This is a genomic window from Hydrogenophaga aromaticivorans, from assembly GCF_013387465.1.
Classification (GTDB): domain Bacteria; phylum Pseudomonadota; class Gammaproteobacteria; order Burkholderiales; family Burkholderiaceae_C; genus Hydrogenophaga; species Hydrogenophaga aromaticivorans.
In genome coordinates this window covers 139,615-160,143 of sequence record NZ_VYGV01000003.1, presented here as the reverse complement: position 1 = coordinate 160,143, position 20,529 = coordinate 139,615, and the positions used below count along the sequence as shown (strand labels likewise).

Genomic DNA, 20,529 nt, shown 5'->3' with positions numbered 1-20,529 from the left:
CTTTGAACCATGCTCACGTCAGCCCTCGATCTCAGCAACCTCGGCACCACCGTGGGCAGCACCACGGCGGTCAACAGCAACAACGCCTCCGATCCCCAGGCCTCGCAGGACCGTTTCCTCAAGCTGCTGGTCGCGCAGATCAACAACCAGGATCCGCTCAACCCGATGGACAACGCGCAGATGACGACCCAGATGGCGCAGATCAACACGGTCAGTGGCATCCAGGAACTCAACGCCACGCTCAAGGGCATGGCCGAGCAGTCGGCCGCACTCGGCTCCCTGCAGGGTGCCGCGCTGATCGGCCGTCAGGCACTGGTCGAGGGTGATGCGCTGGCCTTTGACGGCAGCACCGGCAAGGGCGCCTTCAACCTCGCGGCCGATGCCGGCTCGGTGGAAGTGGACGTGATGGGCAGCACCGGCCAGGTGCTGGACACGATCAAGCTCGGCGCCAAAGGCGCGGGCCAGCACAGCTTCAGCTGGGACGCCGGCAGCATCGACCCGGCCACCGTGTCGCGCTTTGTCGTGCGCTCGGTCTCCACCGGCGGCGAGGCGGTGGCCAACACGGCGCTGTCACCCCAGCGCATCGATTCGGTCAGTTTCGCCAACGGGGCGATCTCGCTGCAACTGGCCAACGGTCGAGCCGTGGCCTACGACCAGGCCCGCGGCTTCATGTGAGCGCGGTTCTTTCTTCATCCCACTTTTCAAGGACATCACCATGGCTTTCCAGCAAGGTCTCTCCGGTCTGAACACCGCCAGCCGCAACCTGGACGTGATCGGCCACAACATCGCCAACGCCAACACCGTGGGCATGAAGGCCTCCCGCGCCGAGTTCGCCGAGCTTTACGCCAGCTCCATCAACGCCTCGGGCGGCGTCAATTCCGGCATCGGCGTGACCGTGGCCACCGTGTCGCAGATGTTCACCCAGGGCAATATCAGCGTCACCGGCAACGACATGGACGTCGCCATCAACGGCAACGGCTTCTTCGAACTCGCCATGCCCGACGGTTCCATGGCCTATTCCCGCGCCGGCATGTTCAAGCTGGACCGCGAGGGCAACATCATCACCAACACGGGCGGCCAGCTCATGGGCTACCCCACCGACGCTGCGGGCGTGCGCCAGGGCTTCGATTCCGTGCCGCTGACCCTGCCCACGGGCGGTCCGATCCCGGCCAAGCAGACCACCGCGATCGCGGCCGAATTCAACCTGGACGCGAGCGCACCCATCGCCGCCACGGTCGTGCCACCCACGCCGCTGGGCACCTACGCCACCTCGCTGAACGCGTTTGACGCCCAGGGCCTGGAGATCCCGGTCGGCCTGGTGTTCGACAAGATCGGCAACAACCAGTGGAACGTCTACACCAGCGTCAACAACGCCGATCCGGCGTTGTCGACCCCGTTCACCATCTCCTTCCTGGCCGACGGCTCGCTCGACCCGGCCACCGTGATCCCTCAGCTGCAACTGGCTTCGCCCAACGACCCGGCCCTGACCTTCAACGTGGACCTGGACTTTGGCGCGGCCACGCAGTTCGGCGCCGACTTCTCGGTCTCCGACCTGACGCAGGACGGCTACCGCCCGGGCGAACTCACCAGTCTGGGCATCGACGAGTCGGGCGTGATCATGGCGCGTTATTCCAACGGCCAGTCGCAGGCTGCGGGCCAGATCTCGCTGGTGAACTTCCGCAACGTGCAGGGCCTCGTGCCCACCGGCGGCGGCAACTGGGCCACGACCTTCGAATCGGGCGAGCCGGTGCGCGGCGCGCCGGGCGAAGGCAAGCTCGGTGCCCTGCGCTCGGGCGCGCTGGAAGACTCCAACATCGACCTCACGGGCGAGCTGGTCAACATGATGACCGCGCAGCGCGCCTACCAGGCGAACGCGCAGACCATCAAGACGCAGGACCAGGTGCTGAGCACCCTGCTCAACATGCGTTGATCAAGACTATGAAACACCCCCGCCGCACTTCGCGCGACCCCCTCAAGGGGGCGGCACTGGCGGTCCGGCAAAGCCGGCCCCGCGGTGCCCTGGGCGCAAGTCCCGTCGGTCGCAGAGGGTGTGTTTGTGCCCACGCAGTTCGTATCGAAACCCATCGGAGATCCGCATGGACCGCATGATCTACACCGCCATGACCGGCGCCAACGCGGCGCAGCAGCGCCAGCAGGTGCTGGCCAACAACCTGGCCAATGCGTCCACGCCGGGCTTTCGCGCCGAGCTTGCCACCTTCCGCGCGGTGCCGGTGCGCGGCGACGGCTCCACCACGCGCGTCTTCGCGCTCGAAGCCACCGCCGGTCACCTGGACACCCCCGGTCCGATCAACCCGACCGGGCGCAGCCTCGACGTCGCCGCCAAGGGCGACGCCTATTTCACGGTGCAGGGCCTGGACGGCACCGAGGCCTACACCCGCGCCGGTGCCTTTGAAGTCAACGCCGATGGCACCCTCGTCAGCGCCCAGGGCCTGCCCGTGCTCAGCGACGGCGGTGCGCCCATCGTCGTGCCCGCCAACGCGCAGATCGACATCGGCGCCGACGGCAGTGTCAATGCGCGCGTGGGCGACCAGCCGGCGCAGGCCCTGGGCAAGCTCAAGCTCGTCACATCCGATGGCGAGAACCGCCTCAGGCGCAGCGAAGACGGTCTGTTCCGCGGCACGCAGGGTGAGCCGCTGCCTGCCAATGCGCAGGCCCGCGTGCAGAGCGGCGCGCTCGAAGGCAGCAACGTGAACCCCATCGAGGCCATGGTCGGGATGATCGCCGTCTCGCGCCAGTTCGAGCTGCAGATGCGAATGCTGCAGAACGGCGAAAAGAACGACCAGACCGCTTCGCGGCTGCTTAGCATGAATGGCTGATAGGAGCACACCATGATCAATTCCCTCTGGATTTCCAAGACCGGCATGCAGGCCCAGCAGACACAGCTGGACGTGATCTCCAACAACATGGCCAACGTGTCCACGAACGGCTTCAAGCGCGCCAGCGCCGTGTTCGAGGACCTGATGTACCAGAACCTGCGCCAGGTTGGCGCCGCCGACACCGAGCAGAACAACCTGCCCACCGGCCTGCAGATCGGCCTGGGCGTGCGCACCGTGGCGACCTCGCGTTCGTTCACGCAGGGCAGCCTGCAGCAGTCGGGCAACCAGCTCGACCTGGCCATCAACGGCAGCGGCTTCATCCAGGTGGCCCTGCCCGATGGCACCACCGGCTACACCCGCGACGGCAGCCTGCAGGTGGACGCCCAGGGCCGGCTCGTCACCGCCAGCGGCCTGCCCGTGGCCGGTGACATCACCATTCCGGCCGAAGCCCAGAGCGTCACCGTTGGCAACGACGGCGTGGTCACGGTCAAGCTGCCGGGCAATGCCCAGCCGCAGCAGGTGGGCAACATCGAACTCGCCAGCTTCGTGAACCCGGCCGGCCTGGAGCCGCGCGGCGGCAACCTCTACACCGAGACCGTGGCCTCGGGCAATCCGGTCAACGGCGCGCCCGGCTCAGCGGGGCTGGGCACCCTGATGCAGGGCTATGTCGAGACCTCCAACGTCAACGTGGTGCAGGAGCTGGTGACCATGATCCAGACCCAGCGCGCCTACGAGATGAATTCCAAGGCGATCCAGACCTCCGACCAGATGCTGCAACGCTTAGGTCAGCTGTAAAACAGACCCACCCCCGTTGCTTGCTCGCTGCGCGTAGCCGCATCCCCCCTCAAGGGGGCGATCCTGGCGGCCCGGCGAAGCCGGTTCCGCGGGATCCCTGGTCGAAAACCCTTCGCGCCTCCGCAACGCTGCATCGAAAGACCATCATGATCCGCGCTTTCCTGTTCCAACTCGCCCGTCCGCTGGCCTGCCTGGGCGTTGCGATTTCCCTCACCGCCTGCATGACCAAGCCGGTCGAGGTGGTGCCGGCCGGTCCCATCAACTACCCGGCCGCGGCGGTCGCCACGCCCACCAACGGCAGCCTGTTCCAGACCGCGCGCTACCGCCCCGCGTTTGAAGACCCGCGTGCGCGCTGGCCCGGTGACACCCTCACGGTCCAGATCACCGAGAAGATCAGCGCCAGCCAGTCGTCTTCCGCTTCGATCGACCGCAGCGGCAGCGCTTCGGGCGGCGTCTCGGCCCTGCCGGGCATCGTGGCCAAGGAGCTCACGCGCGACCGCAACTTCAACCTCGGCGGCGAGTCCGAAAACAACTTCGCCGGCAAGGGCGACAACGAAAACGCCAACGACTTCTCGGGCGTGATCACGGTCACCGTGCAGCAGGTGCTGCCCAACGGCCACCTGCTGGTGGCGGGCGAGAAACAGATCGGCGTCAACAACAACGTCGACGTGCTGCGCTTCTCCGGCACGGTCGATCCGCGCCACGTGCGGCCCGGCAACGTGGTCGCTTCCACCCAGGTGGCCAACGCGCGCATCGAGTCCAAAGGGCGCGGTGCGGTCAGCGAAGCGCTCTCAATTGGCTGGTTGTCGCGGTTCTTTTTGAACGTTTTCCCGTTCTGATGCGGCCTAGCATCAGGGTCATGAAGTCCCCGTACCTGGTGAACCCCATGCACCCGCTGTCCCACCCCACCCGCCTGGTTGCCCGCACCGGCCGCATGGCCTGGCTGCGCCAGCTGATGGTCTGGAGCAGCCTGTTGCTGGCGGGCCTGGCCTGGCTCGGCTGGCCACAGGACGCGCACGCGATCCGCATCAAGGAGATCGCCGCGGTGCAGGGCGTGCGCAGCAACCAGCTGACCGGCTTCGGCCTGGTCGTCGGTCTCGACGGCACGGGCGACCAGACGACCCAGATGCCTTACACCTCGCAGGGCATGAGCAACTACCTGCAGCAGCTCGGCCTGAACCTGCCGGCCGATGCCAAGGTGCAGCTCAAGAACGTGGCCGCGGTGCTCGTGACCGCGCAACTGCCGGCGTTCGCCCAGCCGGGCCAGATGATCGACGTCACGGTGTCCTCCATGGGCAACGCCAAATCGCTGCGCGGCGGCACCCTCATCACCACGCCGCTCAAGGGCGCCGATGGCGAAATCTACGCCCTGGCCCAGGGCAACCTGCTGGTCGGTGGCGCCGGTGCTTCGGCCGGCGGCAGCAAGGTGCAGATCAACCACCTGAGCGCCGGTCGCATCCCCGCTGGTGCGCAGGTCGAGCGCAGCGTGCCGACCGCTTTCGCCCTCGGCGACACCATCGACCTCGGCCTGAATTCGTCCGATTTCCTGACCGCGCGCCGCGTGGCCGAGGCGGTCAATGCCCGCATGGGCGCCGGCGTGGCCAGTGCCGTGGACGGGCGCGTGGTGCGCCTGCGCGCGCCGGCCAACCCCGACGCCCGCGTGAGCTTCCTGGCCGAAGTGGAGGAGCTGCAGCTCGAAGCCACGATACCGGCCGCGCGCGTCATCATCAACACCCGCACCGGCTCCATCGTCATGAACCAGGCGGTCACGCTCGGCTCCTGCGCCGTGGCGCATGGCAACCTCTCGGTCACCATCAGCTCCACGCCGGTGATCAGCCAGCCCAACCCGCTGTCCAAGGGCGAGACCGTGGTGGCCGAAAAAGCCGACATCAAGATCAGCCAGGACAGCGGCGCCATCATCCAGATGGACGCAGCGCCCCAGCTGTCGGATCTGGTGCGCATGCTCAACGGCCTGGGCGCCACGCCGCAGGACCTGCTCGCGATCCTGCAGGCGATCAAGGCCGCCGGCGCGATGAACGCCGAACTCGAGGTGATCTAGATGAACACCCCTGGGTTGTCCAACCAACGCCTGGCCAGCGACCCCGGGTCGCTCAACGCGCTGAAGTTCAGCGCGGGGCAGGAGGGCGACAAGGGCAAGGCCGCGCTGAAGGAAACCGCGAAGCAGTTCGAGGCGCTGTTCATGCGCGAACTGATCAAGAGCATGCGGGAGGCGACCATGAAGTCCGGCCTGCTCGAAGGCGAGGGCGGCAACCTGGGCAACGACCTGCTCGACCAGCAGTTCGCCGTGCAGCTCTCGGGCATGCCCGGTGGTCTGTCGGGCGCCATCGAACGCCAGCTCAGCCGCCAGATGGCGCCTGCCGAACCGGCCGCCGCCGATGCCACGAAGACCGCGCCCATGGCCAGCACCGTGTCGCGCGCCTCGGGCGGTGCGCGGCAGGCCGGTTTTGTGGACCAGCACAGCCAGGCCGCGGCGACGGTGGAGCGCGAATCCGGCATTCCGGCGAGCTACATGATCGGCCAGGCCGGCCACGAAACCGGCTGGGGCAAGAGCGAGATCCGCAACGCGGACGGTTCGCCGTCGTTCAACCTCTTTGGCATCAAGGCCACGTCTGCCTGGAAGGGCAAGGTCGCCGAGATCACCACCACCGAATACGTCAACGGCACACCGCGCAAGACGGTGGCGAAGTTCCGCGCCTACGACTCCTACGCCGACTCCTTCCGCGACTACGCGCGCCTGATCACCAAGAGCCCGCGCTACGACCAGGTGATGGACCAGGTCGGTTCGGTGCAGGGTTTTGCCAGCGGCCTGCAGAAGGCCGGCTACGCCACCGACCCGCAGTACGCGGCCAAGCTCAGCCGGGCCATCAACATGACCCTGAGCCTGCAACGGGCGCAGACATGACCACCCCGTTGCCAGCCCACTTCGTGAGCCACTAGGATGAAACAGCCCCCACGTTCACTTCGTTCGCTGCCCCCCGAGGGGGTGCGTCAGCGCCTTCGGGCGGCCGGGCGCCACTGACATGTCCTCCGCCCTCAACATCGGTGCCAACGCGCTGTCCACCAACCTGGCGGCGCTGCAGGTCATTGGCCACAACATCGCCAACGCCAACACGGCCGGTTACTCGCGCCAGACGGTCAACACCCAGAGCGCCGGCTACCAGCAGCTCGGCGGCAACTACTTCGGCAAGGGCGTCGAGCTGGGCACCGTTTCGCGCTCGCACGACGCCTACCTCACGCGCGAAGCGCAATTGGCCACCTCGGTGGCGGCGGCCGACGCCGAGCGCCTGGCCAAGCTCACCAAGCTCGAATCGCTGTTTCCCACCGGCGAGAACGGGCTGGGGGCGGCCATGAACGACATGCTCAACGCCTGGGCCGACGTGGCCTCCGCGCCCACCAACCAGTCGGCCCGTGTGGTGGTGATCGCGCGCGCCGACGAGCTGGCCGCCCGCCTGCGCGACACCGCCGGCCAGATGGACGCGCTGGCCTATGGCGCGCAACAGCAGGTGGAAAGCTCGGTGACGGCGGTCAACCGCCTGGCGCAGGACATCGCCACCATCAACCAGCGCATCATCGATACGGGGAACTCGCGCGGCGAGCCCAACGACCTGCTCGACCAGCGCGACGCGCTGCTCAGCGAGCTCAACCAGTACGTGCAGACCAGCACCGTGGCGGCCGACGATGGCAGCGTCAGCGTGTTCGTGGCCGGCAGCCAGCCGCTGGTGCTGGGCCGCCAGGCCAACGCCCTGGTCGCCACGCGCGACACCACCGACAACTCGCAGCTGCGCGTCGGCTTCGTGCAGGGCGGCGTGACGCGCGAGCTGCCCCAGACCGCGCTCGGTGGCCAGATCGGCGGCGACCTGGAATTCCTGAGCGAAGACCTGCCCGAGATGCAGAACCTGCTCGGGCGCATGGCGCTGGCGCTCAACACCGAGATCAACACCCAGCACAACCTGGGGGTGGACCAGCTGGGCAATGCCGGGGGCGACTTCTTCGCGCCCGCGGCCGACGCCGCCGGCCTGCCCGCCGCCAGCAACACCGGCACGGCGCAGATCCACAGCGAGGTCAGCGACCCGACCGCGCTGATGGCGTCCGATTACCGCGTCCGGTTCGAAGCCGCCGGGGTCAGCATCCAGCGCCTGTCCGATGGCGTGAGCACCTCGTTCGCCAGCCTGCCCGCCGAGCTCGACGGCCTGAGCTTTCAGCTGGACGCCGGCGCCAGCGCCGTGGGCGACAGCTTCCTGGTGCGCCCCTACGTGAACGTGGCGCGCGCCATGAACCTGGCCATCGGCTCGCCCGACAGCCTGGCCGCGGCCAGCCCGGTGGCCGTGACGCCTGGCACCGCCAACGCCAGCGGCCTGAGCATCGAAAGCCTGTACGCCACCGACCCGTCGGCCAACCTCACCGACCCGGTGAACATCACCTTCCTGGCCGACGGCAGCTTCACCGCCACCGGTCTGGGCCCGGGCAACCCGCCGCCCGACAACGCCGGCCCGCCCGCGAGCTACAACTACACGCCGGGCCAGCCGATCCAGTTCAACGGCTGGAGCCTCACGCTGCGCGGCAGCCCGAGCCCGGGCGACAGTTTCGACATCGCCGCCGCCCCCGCGGGCAGCACCCAGCAGAACGCCGGCAACGCCAAGGCCGTGCTGGCGCTGCGCGACCAGGCCACCTTCGAAGGCGTGGCGCTGGCCGACGGCTACACCAGCGTCTTGTCCCACCTCGGCACCCAGGTGCAGGGGGCCAAGTTCTCGGCCAGTTTTTCCGGCCAGCTGGCCACCAGCACCGAGACCGCGCGCGCCGCCGTCTCGGGCGTCAACCTCGACGAAGAGGCGGCGCGGCTGCTGCAGTTCCAGCAGGCCTACCAGGCCTCGGCCAAGTTCCTGCAGATCGCGCAGAGCACGTTCGACACGCTGCTGCAGACCGTGGGCCGCTGAGCGCACGCACCCGAAGGAACCCCGCCATGAGAGTCGCCACCGCCAACAGCTACGACAACACGATCGCCGCCCTGAACAAGCGCCAGGCCGATCTGACCACCCTGCAGGAACACATCTCCACCGGCAAGCGGGTGCAGCGCGCCAGCGACGACCCGGTGGCCGCGGTGCTCTCCGAAACCGCGCAGAACCGCCTGTCGCGGGTCGAGGCGGACAAACGTTCCCTCGAAGCCTCGCGCACCAGCCTGACCCAGGCCGAGAGCGCACTGGGCGACGCCGGCGAGCTGATCCAGGACGTGCGCGACCTGCTGGTGGCGGCCGGCAACGGCGGCTACAGCGGCAACGAATACAAAGACCTGGCGCAGCAGATCGAGGGCCTGCGCGAGCGCCTGCTCGGCGTGGTCAACCAGAAAGACAGCTTCGGCCGCACCCTCTTTGGCGGCCTGGGCGGCTCGTCCACACCCTTTGTCGAGCTCTACGGCCCCAGCGGCGCCGGGGTGGTGCGGTTTGACGGCCAGCGCGGCCAGGAAGCCACCGGCAGCAACAGCCTGCCGCAGGCCCTGGACGGCAACGCCATCTGGATGCGCGTGCCCGAAGCCAACGGCACCTTCCGCCTCGACCTGCCGGCCGGCAACACCGGCAGCGTGCGCACCGACATGGGCCAGGTCACCAACCCGAGCGCGCTCACCGGCAACGACTACAGCATCGGCTTTGCCCAGGTGGCCGGTGTGATGCAGTACACCGTGACCAACACCACCACCGGCACGCCGGTGGCCGGCCAGGTCGGCGTGCCCTACATGTCGGGCAGCTCCATCGAGTTCGACGGCATGTCCTTCCAGATGCTGGGCCAGCCCGCCAGCGGCGACACCGTGGAGCTGCTCCCGGTGACGGCGCCGACCGATCTGTTCCAGGTGATGCAGAACGCGGTGGACGCGCTGCGCGGCGCCAGCACCGGCCAGTCCGCCCAGCTCACGCAGACCATCGGCCGCTCGCTCACCGAGCTCGACGCCGGGCACGACCGCGTGCTGCTGGCACGCGCCCAGGCCGGCGAATGGCTCAACCGCGGCGAAGCGGTCGACGGCCTGCTGTCCGACCGCATGGTGGACCACGAGAGCGAAAAATCGCGCCTCGAAGACCTGGACATGATCAAGGGCATTTCGGACTTCCAGAATCAGCAGACCGGGCTGCAGGCCGCGCTGCAGTCGTATGCGCAGGTACAGCGCCTCTCGCTGTTCCAGTACATCGGGTGATGCATGCTCCACCACCACACGGTTCTTGACAGCGTCGCGCTGACCTACCAGCCGGTGTGGAACCGCCGCCGCCAGCTCGCGGCCGTGCGCTTGAACGTGCTGACCGTGCACCACGAGTCGGTGGACGCCCAGCACCTGATGCAGAACCTGGGCGGCGACTGGCCCGCGGCCGCGCCGCTGCTGATCCTGTCGTTCACCTCGGCCGCGCTGCTGGAGCAGGCCCTCAACACCGAGCCGGTGCACCACACCTGGATCGAGGTGCCGGGCGCCTGGTTCACCACGCCCGAGGGCATGGCCCGGCTGGCCGTCGCCATCCGCCGGGGCCACCAGTTGCTGCGCCACGCGCCGCTGGCCGATGTGCGCCGCGAAGTGATCGCGCCGCTCGACGTGCGCAGCCTGCTGTGCCCCAGCGCCGAAGAAGCGTTGGAGGCCCTGCGCTCCCGGCCGGTGGACGGCGCGTCCCCGGTGGTTCGCCGCACCCCGATCGTGCCCGGCCAGTTGTACGAAGGCGTCTGCAGCCACGCGCTGGCCACCCACTGCCTCGACGAAGCCGAGGCCTGGGGGCTGGCGGGCTGGCCCGAAGACGACGTGCTCCACACCTGGCGCCACCAGCCCATGGCCTGTGACGCCAGCGTGATCGCCCAGATCCGTCAGGCCATCGACCGCGACAGCTCGCTCGACCAGATCGAACGCTTCGTGCGCCAGGACCCCGTGCTCGCCTACCGGCTGCTGCTGCTGGTCAACTCCGCCGCCTACGGCCTGAAGCACGAAATCGACTCCCTGCGCCACGCGATCATGATGCTCGGCTTCACCGCCCTGGGCGCCTGGCTCTCGACCCAGCTCCCGGGCAGCGACACCGATGCCGCGCTGCACCCGATCCGTTATGCCCAGGTCATGCGGGCCCGCCTGGCCCAGCACCTGCTGGACCCGAGTTCCGAAGAAAACCTGCGCGCCGAGGTCTACCTGGCGGCCCTGTTCGCCCAGCTGGACCGCCTGGAACAACAACCGCTGGGCGACCTGCTCAACAAGCTGCCGCTCTCGGGCCGCATCTACGATGCCCTGCTGCGCCAGGACGGTCCTTACCACCCGCTGCTCGACATCGCCCGCGCGCAGGGCGAATTCGATCGCCCGCACCAGTTGCCGTCCATCTGCGAGCAGCACGACATGGGGCTGGAGGTCGTCAACCGCGGCCTCATCCGCATGCTCGCCACCAGCCGCGACCACGGCGGCGCACCGGAGCCGGCGCACCGGGCCTGAAGGGCCAGCGCGGCGGCAAGGGGCGCGCTACCATCGCGCGCATGAACCCGTCGCCGACCTCTGCCCCCCACCACACCAGCGCGCTCGTCCTGTTTTCGGGCGGGCAAGACTCCACCACCTGCCTCGCCCACGCGCTGGCGCGCTACCCGCGCGTCGAAACGCTCGGCTTCGACTACGGCCAGCGCCACAGCGTGGAGCTGCAGGCGCGCCTGGTGGTGCTGCGTGAGCTGCGCGAACGTTTTCCCGCCTGGAGCGAACGCCTGGGCGAAGACCACCTGCTCGACCTCGCCGTGCTCGGCAAGGTCAGCGAGACCTCGCTCACCCGCGACATGGCCTTCCGCATGGAAGCCAGCGGCCTGCCCAACACCTTCGTGCCCGGGCGCAACCTGCTGTTCCTCACACTCGCCGCCGCGCTCGCCTACCGCCGCGGCATCCAGGTCATCGTCACCGGCGTCTGCGAGACCGACTTCAGCGGCTACCCCGACTGCCGCGACGACACCATGAAAGCCCTGCAGGTCGCGCTCAGCCTCGGCATGGACCACCGCTTCCTGATCGACACCCCGCTGATGTGGATCGACAAGGCCGAAACCTGGCGCATGGCCGAAGCGCTGGGCGAAGCGACGGGCGTGGCCGGCGGCGGCCAGGTCATGGTGGATTTGATCGTCGAACACACACACACCTGTTACCTCGGGGATCGCGAGCACCGCCAGGCCTGGGGCTACGGGTGCGGGCAATGCCCGGCTTGCGAGTTGCGGGCTCGGGGCTGGGCGGGGTATAGAGGGATGGAATGAGCCGGCGAGTGAACAGTAGCGCAACCCACTTGAAAGAGGATCGATCATGGCCACCACGATTCCAGAACCCACGACCGATGTCCTGCAGGCCTTCGCCGATGCCTGGAATCGCCACGACATCGATGCCCTCATGTCGTTCATGACCGACGATTGTGTTTTTGAATCTTCGGCAGGTCCCGACATCTGCGGCACACGCTACGCCGGCCGGGAGGCTGTGCGAGCTGGATTTGCGGAGGTCTGGGCGACCTTTCCCGATGCCCACTGGGGGCATGCGCGTCACTGGGTTCAGGGGGAGCGCGGCGTCTCGGAGTGGACTTTCACGGGGACGCGAGCCGATGGCAGCCGTGTGGAAGTGCACGGGTGTGACCTGTTCACCTTTCGGGACGGCAAGATCGCCTTGAAGAATTCCTATCGCAAGAACCGCCCACCGGCCAGCGCCGGTACGAACCAGTCGCGCTGAAGTCGCCCGGTGAGATGCAGGCTTCCGGTGGTGAACCGGGGTCAGCGCACCCGAACCCGGCTCAGGCCGGGCCGCTCGCTGGCGGCGTCACGCGCACCGGCCCCTTGTGCCCCACAGCCGGGCGCGAGCGCGCATCCACCACCGCCCAGGCGAACACACCCAGCCCGGCCAGGGCCAGCAGCGCGCCGACCCAGCCGGTGGACGTCCAGCCCAGGCCGGCGCTGATGGCCACGCCGCCGAGCCAGGCGCCGAGCGCGTTGGCCATGTTGAACGCCGAGTGGTTGAGCGCGGCGGCGAGCACCTGCGCTTCACCGGCCACGTCCATCAGCCGGATCTGCAGCGCCGGGCCGATGGCGACCACGGTGCCGATGAGGAAGATGTTGATGGACCCCAGCACCACGCTCTGCGCGGTGAACACAAAGGCCACCAGCACCACGACGGACCACACCAGCATGCCGCCCACGGTGGGCATGAGCGCGCGGTCGGCCAGGCGCGAGCCGAGCACGTTGCCGATCACCATGCCGAGGCCGAACAGGGCCAGCACCACCGGCACGCCGGCCAGCGGCAGGCCGGCGACTTCGATCATGGTGGGCTTCACGTAGCTGAACACCGCAAACAGGCCGCCGAAGCCGATGGCGCCGATGCCGAGCGTGAGCCACACCTGTTTGTTGCGCAGCGCGTCGAGCTCGCGCAGCGGGCTGGCGTCGGCGGGTGCCGCGATGGCGGGCACCTCGCGGTGGATCATGGCCGCGGCCAGCAGGGCGATGCCGCCCACCAGCACGAAGGCGGCGCGCCAGCCGAACAGCTGCCCCAGCCAGGCCGCCAGCGGCACGCCGAGCAGCGTGGCGAGCGTGAGGCCGGTCATGACCAGGCCGATGGCACGCGCCCGCTGGCCCGGCGCGGCGAGCCCGGCCGCCACCAGCGCGGCGACACCGAAGTAGGTGCCGTGCGGCATGCCGGCCACGAAGCGCAGCGCGTTGAGGCTGGCGTAGCCCGGCGCCGCGGCGCTGGCGAAGTTGCCGAGCGCGAACACCAGCATCAGCGCGACCAGCAACGCGCGGCGCCCCCAGCGGGCGGCGAGCACGGCAAGCACCGGCGCGCCGATCACCACGCCGAGCGCGTAGGCGCTGATGACGTGGCCGGCCTGCGGGATGGTGACGCCGATGTCGGCCGCCACCTCGGGCAGCAGGCCCATGATGACGAACTCACCGGTGCCGATGGCGAAGCTGCCGAGCCCCAGGGCGAGCATGGCGCGGGCGGGGTGCGCGACGAGGATGGAAGGCGGCGTCGAGGCAAGCTCGGGCATGGAGGGACTGGACACGGGCGGCGGCAGGAAAGGGCTGGGCCACGCAGGCGACCCGGTGCGGAGGGGGCGGGGCAGGCAGCGCTCAGGTTGAGCGCGCGAGCGCGAGCCTGCGATGGTGCCACCGCCGGCGAAACCGGGTGCAGAACCTTGGTAGAAACCCTTGGTTTTGCACGTTCATGCGCGGTGCCCGCAGGCCGCTCACGATGCCACGAGCTGGTAGCGCGGCGGTTCGTCCGGCCTGTGGCTGCCCGCCACGGGCTCCAGCGTCCAGAGCCGCTGGTGGAAGGCGGCCACCGTGGGCCGGTGGGCGATGGAGACCATGGCGCCGTTCTCTTTCGCCACCATGGCGTTCAGTCGTTCGTACAGCGTGCGTTCGGCGGTTTCGTCGAGCGCGCTGCTGGCTTCGTCCACAAACAGCCAGCGCGGTTTTTTCAGCAGCGCGCGCGCAATCGCCAGGCGCTGCTGCTCGCCGCCCGAGAGCTTCTGGCCCCAGGTGTCTTCGCGGTCGAGCTCGTCGGCCAGGTGCGGCAGCAGCGCGTCTCGCAGCGCCTGCTGCAGCGCGGCGTCGGTGTACTGCCCGGCCAACGCCGGGTAGGCCAGCGCGTGGCGCAATGCGCCGTTGGGGAAGTAGGGCCGCTGCGGCAGGAACATGACGCGGGCATCAAAGTCGGCTGGCCGGCGCACGCGGCTCTTCGCCCAGGGCCAGATGCCCGCGAGCGCGCGGAACAGGGTGGACTTGCCGCTGCCCGAGGGGCCTTTGATGATCAGCGTGTCGCCCGCGGCCACCTGCAGGCCGGCCAGTGCCAGCAGCTCGCGGCCGTCGGGCAGGCCGAGTTGCAGGCTGTCAATGGCCAGTGTGTCGGGTGCGCCGGTGGTGGTGTCGGTCGCGGCGGTGGCCACCGCGGTCTGCAGTTGCTGGAAGCTGGCCTCGAAGCTGGTCAGGCGGTCGGTGGTGGCGCGCCAGGCGGCCAGGCTGTCGTAGTTGTCGACGAACCACGAAAGCGAGTCCTGCACGCGGCCGAAGGCCGACGAAATCTGCATCAGCTCGCCGAGCTGGATGGCGCCGCTGAAGAAGCGCGGCGCGGCCACGATGAAGGGGAACACCACGGCGGCCTGGCCGTAGCCGCTGGTGAACCAGATCAGGCGCTTCTGCATGCGGATCAGGTTCAGGTAGTTGGCCAGCACGGCGCTGAAGCGGCCGCCGATCTGTTCGCGTTCCACCGGTTCGCCGCGGTCGAGCGCGATCGATTCGCTGTATTCGCGCACGCGCACCATGTGGTGGCGGAAGTCGGCTTCGACGCGCTGCTGGCGGAAGTTGAGCGCGATCAGCGGGCGGCCCAGGTAGTGCGCGATCACGCTGCCCGCCGCCGCGTAGAGCACCGCCATCCAGACCATGAAGCCGGGGATGGTGTAGGCGTTGCCGTTGTACGAAAACGCGAAGCTGCCCGAGAGCGTCCACAGGATGCCGACGAAACTCGCCAGCGTGACCACCGCGTTGAGCAGCCCCATGGAGAGGCTCACGGTGTAGGTGGTGAACTGGTTGATGTCTTCGGAAATCCGCTGGTCCGGGTTGTCGGGAATCGCGTCCTCGGCCTTCGAGAAGCGCGCGAGCTCCAGGTGGTAGAAGGCCTTGTTGGCGAGCCAGCGGTCGAGGTAGTGCGCCGTCATCCAGGCGCGCCATTTGAGCTCCAGCAGCTGGGTGAGGTAGAAGCGGTAGACCGCGATGATGATGAAGCCGAACGCGAGGTAGGTGAAGCGCCCGAGCTCGCGCCAGAACACGGCGGCGTCCTTGTTCTGCAGCGCGTCGTAGAACACCCGGTTCCACTCGTTGATGAGCACCAGCATGTAGACCGCGCCCAGGTTGAGCGCCACGATGGCCGCCAGCAAACCCCGCGCTTTCCATTTCTCTTCCGACTGGAAATAGGGCAGGGTGAGCGCGCCGACCTTGGCGGCGAACTGGCGGAAGCTCTGGAGTTTGGACATGGGTTCGGTCATGGAGTCACCCGTTCGAGATGCCGCTGGCCACATGCCCGGATGGCACGTGCATGGCTGCCGATTCGATGTGGCCGGTCTGGTCGTCAAAGAAGAAGTCGGGTTCGAACTCGCGCAGGAACTCGCCCTTGGGCAGGCCGCCGAGGAACATGGCCTCGTCCACTTCGATGTTCCAGTCCATCAGCGTGCGGATGGCGCGCTCGTGCGCGGGGGCGCTGCGCGCGGTGACCAGCGCGGTGCGGATGCGCATGGCGCTGGTGCCCTCGGCCTGCAGGCGGTGCAGGGCTTCCAGCAGCGGCTTGAACGGACCGCCGGCCAGCGGCTGGCCAGCGTGGCTGGCTTCATGGGCCTGGAAAGCCGAGAGGCCTTCGGCCTGGTAGACGCGCTCGGCCTCGTCGGAGAACAGCACGGCGTCGCCGTCGAAGGCGATGCGCACCTCGTGCGGGTGCGCATCGCTGGCGTGCACCGACAGCGGGTACACCTGCGCGGCGGGCACGCCGGCGTCGAGCGCGGCGCGCACGTCGGCCAGGTGGGTGCTGAGGAACAGGTTGGCGCGCAGCGGCCGCAGGTAGCGCCAGGGCGGCTGGCCGCGCGTGAAACTGCCGCGCTGGATCGGCAGACCGTAGTGCTGTGCCGAGCGGAACACCCGCATGCCCGAGACCGGGTCGTTGCGCGAAAGGATCACCACTTCCACCCGCTGCGTGCTGACATCGTTGAACGCCAGCAGCTTCCGCACCAGCGAAAACGCCACGCCCGGCTGGGCCGGCACCTCCAGCCGGTCCAGCTGCAGCTTCATGTAAGCCCGGTCGTCACCGGTCTCGAAGAGGCGGTTTTCTTCTTCGAAGTCAAACAGCGCACGCGAAGAAATCGCGACAACGAGCTGGCCTTCAAGCGTTACAGGCATGGATCAGACTCTCAGAGTAGAAAACCAACAGGAATGGCGAAGCGTAGCCCAACTGCGAAGAAGGACAGGAAGCAGAGGGGGCGTCCCGCCCAGAATGCGGCGGAACCGGCTCCGCCGGGCCGCTCGCATTGCCCCTTGAGGGGCGGAGCGCAGCGACGGGGGTGGACCTACCTCACAAGCTGGTTGAGCTGAATGATCGGCATCAGCACCGCCAGCACGATCAGCATCACCACCGCGCCCATGCCCACGATCAGCAGCGGCTCCAGGATGGTGGCGAGGTGCATGGCGCGGCGCTGCACCTCGGCGCCGAGTTGCTTGGCCGCCCGGCCGAGCATGGCGGGCAGCTGGCCGGTCTGTTCACCCATGCGCGCAAACATCGCCAGCAGCGGCGGAAAACGCTTCTTGCTGGCCATGGCAGAGGCCAGCGGAGCGCCTTCGCGCACCAGCACCAGGGCGTCCAGCGCATCGGCGCGCATGGCCTGGTTGCTCAGGGTTTCGGCGGCGGTCTGCAGCGCGCGAAGAATGGGCACACCCGCGGCCGCCAGCATGGCCAGGGTGGCGGCGAAGCGCGCCGCGTTGTAGCCGCGCGCGAGCTTGCCCACCAGCGGCAGGCGCAGCCAGGCGGCGTCCATGACCAGGCGCATCGCCGGCTGGCGCCGCGCCACCACCAGCCCGCCAGCAGCAGCGATCAACACGCCCAGCATCAGCCAGCCGTAACTGCGCACGAAGTCGCTGAGGGCCAGCATCATCACGGTGAGGATGGGCAGGGCGCGCTTGCTGCTGGCAAAGACGCCAGCCACCTGCGGCACCACATAGCTGACCAGAAACACCACGATCACGATCGCCACGAGGGTGACGATGGCCGGGTAAAGCGAGGCGGCGATGAGCTTGTTCTTGAGCGCTTCGCGTTCTTCCAGGTCATCGGCCAGGCGTTCGAGCACGGTGCCCAGCTGGCCGCTTTGTTCGCCCGCGGCGATCACGCCGCTGTAGATCTCGGAGAACTCGCGCGGGTGCTGGGCGAGCGCGCGGGCAAAGGGTGAACCACCGTTGACCTCGGAGCGCAGCGAAGCCACGAGACGCTGCTGGTCTTCTTCCTCGGCTTCTTCGGCCAGCGCGGACAGGGCGCGTTCCAGCGGCAGCCCGGCCGAGACCAAGCCGGCGAGCTGGCGCGTCCAGATGGCGAGGCGGGTGGCGTTGAAGACACGCCCGCCCCAGAGCGTGATGTTGAGTCCGCTGCCCGCTGCCGATCCCTGGGCGTTGACCGCCGGTTCGACCAGCAGCGGCACCAGGGCGCGCGCACGCAGCAGGCCGCGCGCGGCACGCGCGGTGTCGGCGTCGATCAGGCCTTTTTGCGTGGCGCCCTGGGCGTCCAGGGCCTCGAAAGAATAGGCGGGCATGCGGTGATGTTAGCGTGGCCTGTGCACCACCAGGCCGCGACCACCCGCGCTGCGCCGCCCTGGCCTCAGGTGAGTTCCAGGATGGTGCGCAGGATCTGGCGGTGCGAGCCGAGCGCGGGCGCCATGGTCCAGCGTTCGAGCCGTTCGTTGCCGATGCGCACCATGCCGGTGTGCTGGTTGATGTCGGCATCGATGGCCTCGGTGTCGCCAACGAAACCCAGCTTGCGGCGCACCAGGTCCACGTCCTGCGGCTTGCCCGTCAGGAAGGTCCAGCCGGGCTGGATGTCGTAGTGCTTGATGTAGTCGCGCAGTGCGGCGCCGTTGTCGAACTCGGGGCGCAGGGTGATGGAGTACATGAAGACGTCCTTGCCCAGCCGTTGGCCCAGCGCCTGCTGCACCTGCTTGAGGTTGGCGGTGCCCGTGGGGCAGACGCCGGTGCAGATGGAATACATCATGTTGATGGCGACCACCTTGCCCTTGATCAGGTCGTCATAGAAACGGACCTTGCGGCCGTCGTGGGTTTCGAGTACGACGTTGGGGAAGTAGTCGGCCAACGGGCTGCGTTGGGCAGAGGGGCGGACCGACCGGGCCTGGGCCACGAGGGGCATGAGGGCTGCCCCGCCGGCGAGGCGGAGCAGGTTGCGCTTGCTGTTCATGATGACCTTCCTTTCATGGAGGTTGAACGGGTTTCGGTCGGAGCTGTGTCAGGCCACCACGTCCCAGCGGGCCATCATGGCGTGGTCTTCGTGGGTGAGGTTGTGGCAGTGCAGCAGGTACTTGCCGGTGAAGTCCCGGAAGCGGATGAACACCTTGACCCGCTCATCGGGTTTCAGCACGATCACGTCCTTGCGTCCCTGTTCATGGGGTGGTGGCGGAACACCGTTGCGCGAGAGGATGCGAACCTCCTCCATGTGGATGTGCACAGGGTGGTGCCAGCTGCCGTTGCCACGCAGTTCCCAGATCTCCGCGGTGTTGCGCTTGACGACCGCGGCCGCTTTCTCCGGATCGAAGATCTTCTTGTTGACGGTCCAGATGGCGTTGTCCTTGTCGAACTCCCATCTGCGGGTGCGCACCACGTCGTTGAGGTTGATGGGGGGCAGATCGCGCAGGCGGGCGGGCACCTGGCTCACGTCTTGTTCCATGGGGTCGGTGTCGACATCGAAGCGCAGCAGTTGTTCACCCCGACTGCTCAGGCCCTCGGGCCCTCGGCCATCCTTCATGAGCAGGCGGTTGACCAGGTACAGCCGCGTGCCGTGCGGGTACTTGCTGAAATCGATGACGATGTCGGCCCGCTCGGCCGGCGCCAGGCGCACGGCGTTCATGGTCAGCGGCGCGGGCAGAAGGTTGCCGTCGTTGGCGATGTAGGTGAAGTTTTGGCTGGTGGTCCCGTTCATGAGGTAGAACTCGTAGAAGCGGGCCACACTGGCGTCCAGCAGGCGGAAACGGTACTTCCGACGTTGGACCTTGAAGTAGGGCTGGATCTTGCCGTTGACGGTGACCTTGTTGCCCAGATGGCCCTTGTTGTCGATCAGGGGGTTGTAGTAAACGTAACCGCTCTTGTCGAACAGGAAGTCGGCGAAGACCAGGGGGATGTCGTATTGGCCGACGCCGCTGGGCAGTTTCAGCGCCAGCGGGTTGGGGTCCTTCTCGTTGCCGGAATCGAGTTCGTCGAACATCAGGTACAGACCGGCCATGCCGCGGTAGACGTTCTGCTCGGTGAAGTCCAGGCGGTGGTCGTGAAACCACAGGGTGCCAAGGGCTTCGCGGGTGTCACCGATGCCGGCCGGGTCAGTGGAAAACCCGGCGTAGTGGTTCATGAACAGGTGGTCCTTGAACTGGCCCGCGCGCGTGAGGCCCGGGCCATAACGAACGGAACTCCAGTAGTCGCCGGCAAAACCGTCACTCTCCGAAGCGCAGTGCAGGTTGTGCAGGTGAACCGAGATTTCGGGCGAACCATAGCCAACGGCGTAGGGGTTGATCTCGTTGTAGAAGCGCACCAGGCAGGGCTCGTTGTAGCGCGCCACGATGCAGGGACCGGGGAAGGTCCCGTCGTAACCCCAGATGGTCTGGGTGGGCAGTTGTGGGTGGAAAGAGTGCAGGGCCTCCTTGACGCGGATGGTGTAGAGCTTCTGTGGCGCGGCGCCGGTCCAGGTCTGGTGCGGATCGCGTCCGGCTTCACCCGCAACGGGGTAGTGGCTGGGTTCGGGGCTCAGCGACGCCACGGTCTGTTTGGGGACGGGCACCGTCAGCGGCATCATCCAGGGTGCGGTGGAGGGTCCCGTGGGCGGATCCTCTGCATGGGCCAAGCGTCCGGGCCGGGCGGCCACCAAGCCGGCGGCAGCGCTGGCCGCGCCCAGTTGTATGGATTGCCGCCGGTTCAGCCGCGGCCCTTTGTGTTGGGTGGTGTCAGACATTTCATGGCTCCCGAGCTGGTGTGTGGGGCAAGGTCCGGGGAATGCCGGTTTCCTGCTGCCTGGGCGGGCTGACATGTTTGTCAGTGGGGTTCTGTAACGGCCGTGGGGGCTGGAGCAGAAAACACGCTTTTGATTACATGTGTGACCCGTTGACGTCAGTGTTTTTCGGGCGGC

At 68.1% G+C, this 20,529-nt stretch carries 18 protein-coding genes; 12 read left to right on the top strand and 6 right to left on the bottom strand.

Translation table 11 applies throughout. The features are described from left to right. Positions 1-9 precede the first annotated feature (9 nt). The 12 genes from F3K02_RS02805 to F3K02_RS02750 all read left to right on the top strand — a co-directional run bounded on the left by F3K02_RS02805 (position 10) and on the right by F3K02_RS02750 (position 12,342). Complete coding sequence (locus F3K02_RS02805; RefSeq protein WP_177133076.1) at positions 10-675, top strand: flagellar hook assembly protein FlgD; 666 nt, start codon at positions 10-12, stop codon at positions 673-675. Between the two features lie 40 nt (positions 676-715). Beyond that, positions 716-1,930: a flagellar hook protein FlgE gene (gene flgE, locus F3K02_RS02800; protein WP_177133074.1), complete on the top strand. Its 1,215-nt coding sequence runs from the start codon at positions 716-718 to the stop codon at positions 1,928-1,930. A gap of 166 nt (positions 1,931-2,096) precedes the next feature. After that, positions 2,097-2,837 carry a flagellar basal-body rod protein FlgF gene (flgF, locus tag F3K02_RS02795; RefSeq protein WP_177133072.1) on the top strand — a complete coding sequence of 247 codons (741 nt, stop codon included), beginning with the start codon at positions 2,097-2,099 and terminating at the stop codon, positions 2,835-2,837. A gap of 12 nt (positions 2,838-2,849) precedes the next feature. Next, the gene (gene flgG, locus F3K02_RS02790) at positions 2,850-3,632 is read left to right on the top strand and encodes a flagellar basal-body rod protein FlgG (protein ID WP_177133070.1); all 783 of its coding nucleotides are present in this window, start codon (positions 2,850-2,852) and stop codon (positions 3,630-3,632) included. Between the two features lie 146 nt (positions 3,633-3,778). Next, positions 3,779-4,471 carry a flagellar basal body L-ring protein FlgH gene (locus F3K02_RS02785; RefSeq protein WP_177133067.1) on the top strand — a complete coding sequence of 231 codons (693 nt, stop codon included), beginning with the start codon at positions 3,779-3,781 and terminating at the stop codon, positions 4,469-4,471. Between the two features lie 47 nt (positions 4,472-4,518). Then, positions 4,519-5,691 (top strand): flagellar basal body P-ring protein FlgI, encoded by a 1,173-nt coding sequence (locus F3K02_RS02780; RefSeq protein WP_425485557.1) that lies wholly within the window; start codon positions 4,519-4,521, stop codon positions 5,689-5,691. Next, entirely contained in the window at positions 5,692-6,555 is an 864-nt protein-coding gene (flgJ, locus tag F3K02_RS02775) for a flagellar assembly peptidoglycan hydrolase FlgJ (protein WP_177133065.1), read from the top strand. A 118-nt stretch (positions 6,556-6,673) separates the two neighbouring features. After that, positions 6,674-8,587 carry a flagellar hook-associated protein FlgK gene (flgK, locus tag F3K02_RS02770; RefSeq protein WP_177133063.1) on the top strand — a complete coding sequence of 638 codons (1,914 nt, stop codon included), beginning with the start codon at positions 6,674-6,676 and terminating at the stop codon, positions 8,585-8,587. Between the two features lie 26 nt (positions 8,588-8,613). Next, positions 8,614-9,834, top strand: a complete 1,221-nt coding sequence (gene flgL / locus F3K02_RS02765; RefSeq protein WP_177133061.1) for a flagellar hook-associated protein FlgL — start codon at positions 8,614-8,616, stop codon at positions 9,832-9,834. A gap of 3 nt (positions 9,835-9,837) precedes the next feature. After that, complete coding sequence (locus F3K02_RS02760) at positions 9,838-11,091, top strand: HDOD domain-containing protein (protein WP_177133059.1); 1,254 nt, start codon at positions 9,838-9,840, stop codon at positions 11,089-11,091. 41 nt (positions 11,092-11,132) lie between these two features. Then, positions 11,133-11,882, top strand: coding sequence for a 7-cyano-7-deazaguanine synthase QueC (gene queC, locus F3K02_RS02755; protein WP_177133058.1), 750 nt, complete (start codon positions 11,133-11,135; stop codon positions 11,880-11,882). A 46-nt stretch (positions 11,883-11,928) separates the two neighbouring features. Further along, the gene (locus F3K02_RS02750; RefSeq protein ID WP_177133056.1) at positions 11,929-12,342 is read left to right on the top strand and encodes a nuclear transport factor 2 family protein; all 414 of its coding nucleotides are present in this window, start codon (positions 11,929-11,931) and stop codon (positions 12,340-12,342) included. Positions 12,343-12,403: 61 nt separating this feature from the next. On the opposite strand, the gene F3K02_RS02745 is transcribed toward F3K02_RS02750, so the two are convergent. The 6 genes from F3K02_RS02745 to F3K02_RS02720 all read right to left on the bottom strand — a co-directional run bounded on the left by F3K02_RS02745 (position 12,404) and on the right by F3K02_RS02720 (position 20,355). After that, positions 12,404-13,648: an MFS transporter gene (locus F3K02_RS02745; RefSeq protein WP_177133054.1), complete on the bottom strand. Its 1,245-nt coding sequence runs from the start codon at positions 13,646-13,648 to the stop codon at positions 12,404-12,406. 198 nt (positions 13,649-13,846) lie between these two features. After that, positions 13,847-15,631, bottom strand: coding sequence for an ABC transporter ATP-binding protein/permease (locus F3K02_RS02740; RefSeq protein ID WP_246309114.1), 1,785 nt, complete (start codon positions 15,629-15,631; stop codon positions 13,847-13,849). 16 nt (positions 15,632-15,647) lie between these two features. Then, complete coding sequence (locus F3K02_RS02735) at positions 15,648-16,544, bottom strand: 5'-nucleotidase (RefSeq protein ID WP_177133050.1); 897 nt, start codon at positions 16,542-16,544, stop codon at positions 15,648-15,650. Positions 16,545-16,711: 167 nt separating this feature from the next. Next, on the bottom strand, positions 16,712-17,941 hold the full coding sequence (gene gspF / locus F3K02_RS02730; RefSeq protein WP_177133048.1) for a type II secretion system inner membrane protein GspF: 1,230 nt from the start codon (positions 17,939-17,941) through the stop codon (positions 16,712-16,714). A gap of 65 nt (positions 17,942-18,006) precedes the next feature. Next, positions 18,007-18,597, bottom strand: a complete 591-nt coding sequence (locus F3K02_RS02725) for an SCO family protein (RefSeq protein ID WP_177133046.1) — start codon at positions 18,595-18,597, stop codon at positions 18,007-18,009. Positions 18,598-18,645: 48 nt separating this feature from the next. Then, positions 18,646-20,355, bottom strand: a complete 1,710-nt coding sequence (locus tag F3K02_RS02720; protein WP_177133044.1) for a multicopper oxidase family protein — start codon at positions 20,353-20,355, stop codon at positions 18,646-18,648. Positions 20,356-20,529 lie beyond the last annotated feature (174 nt).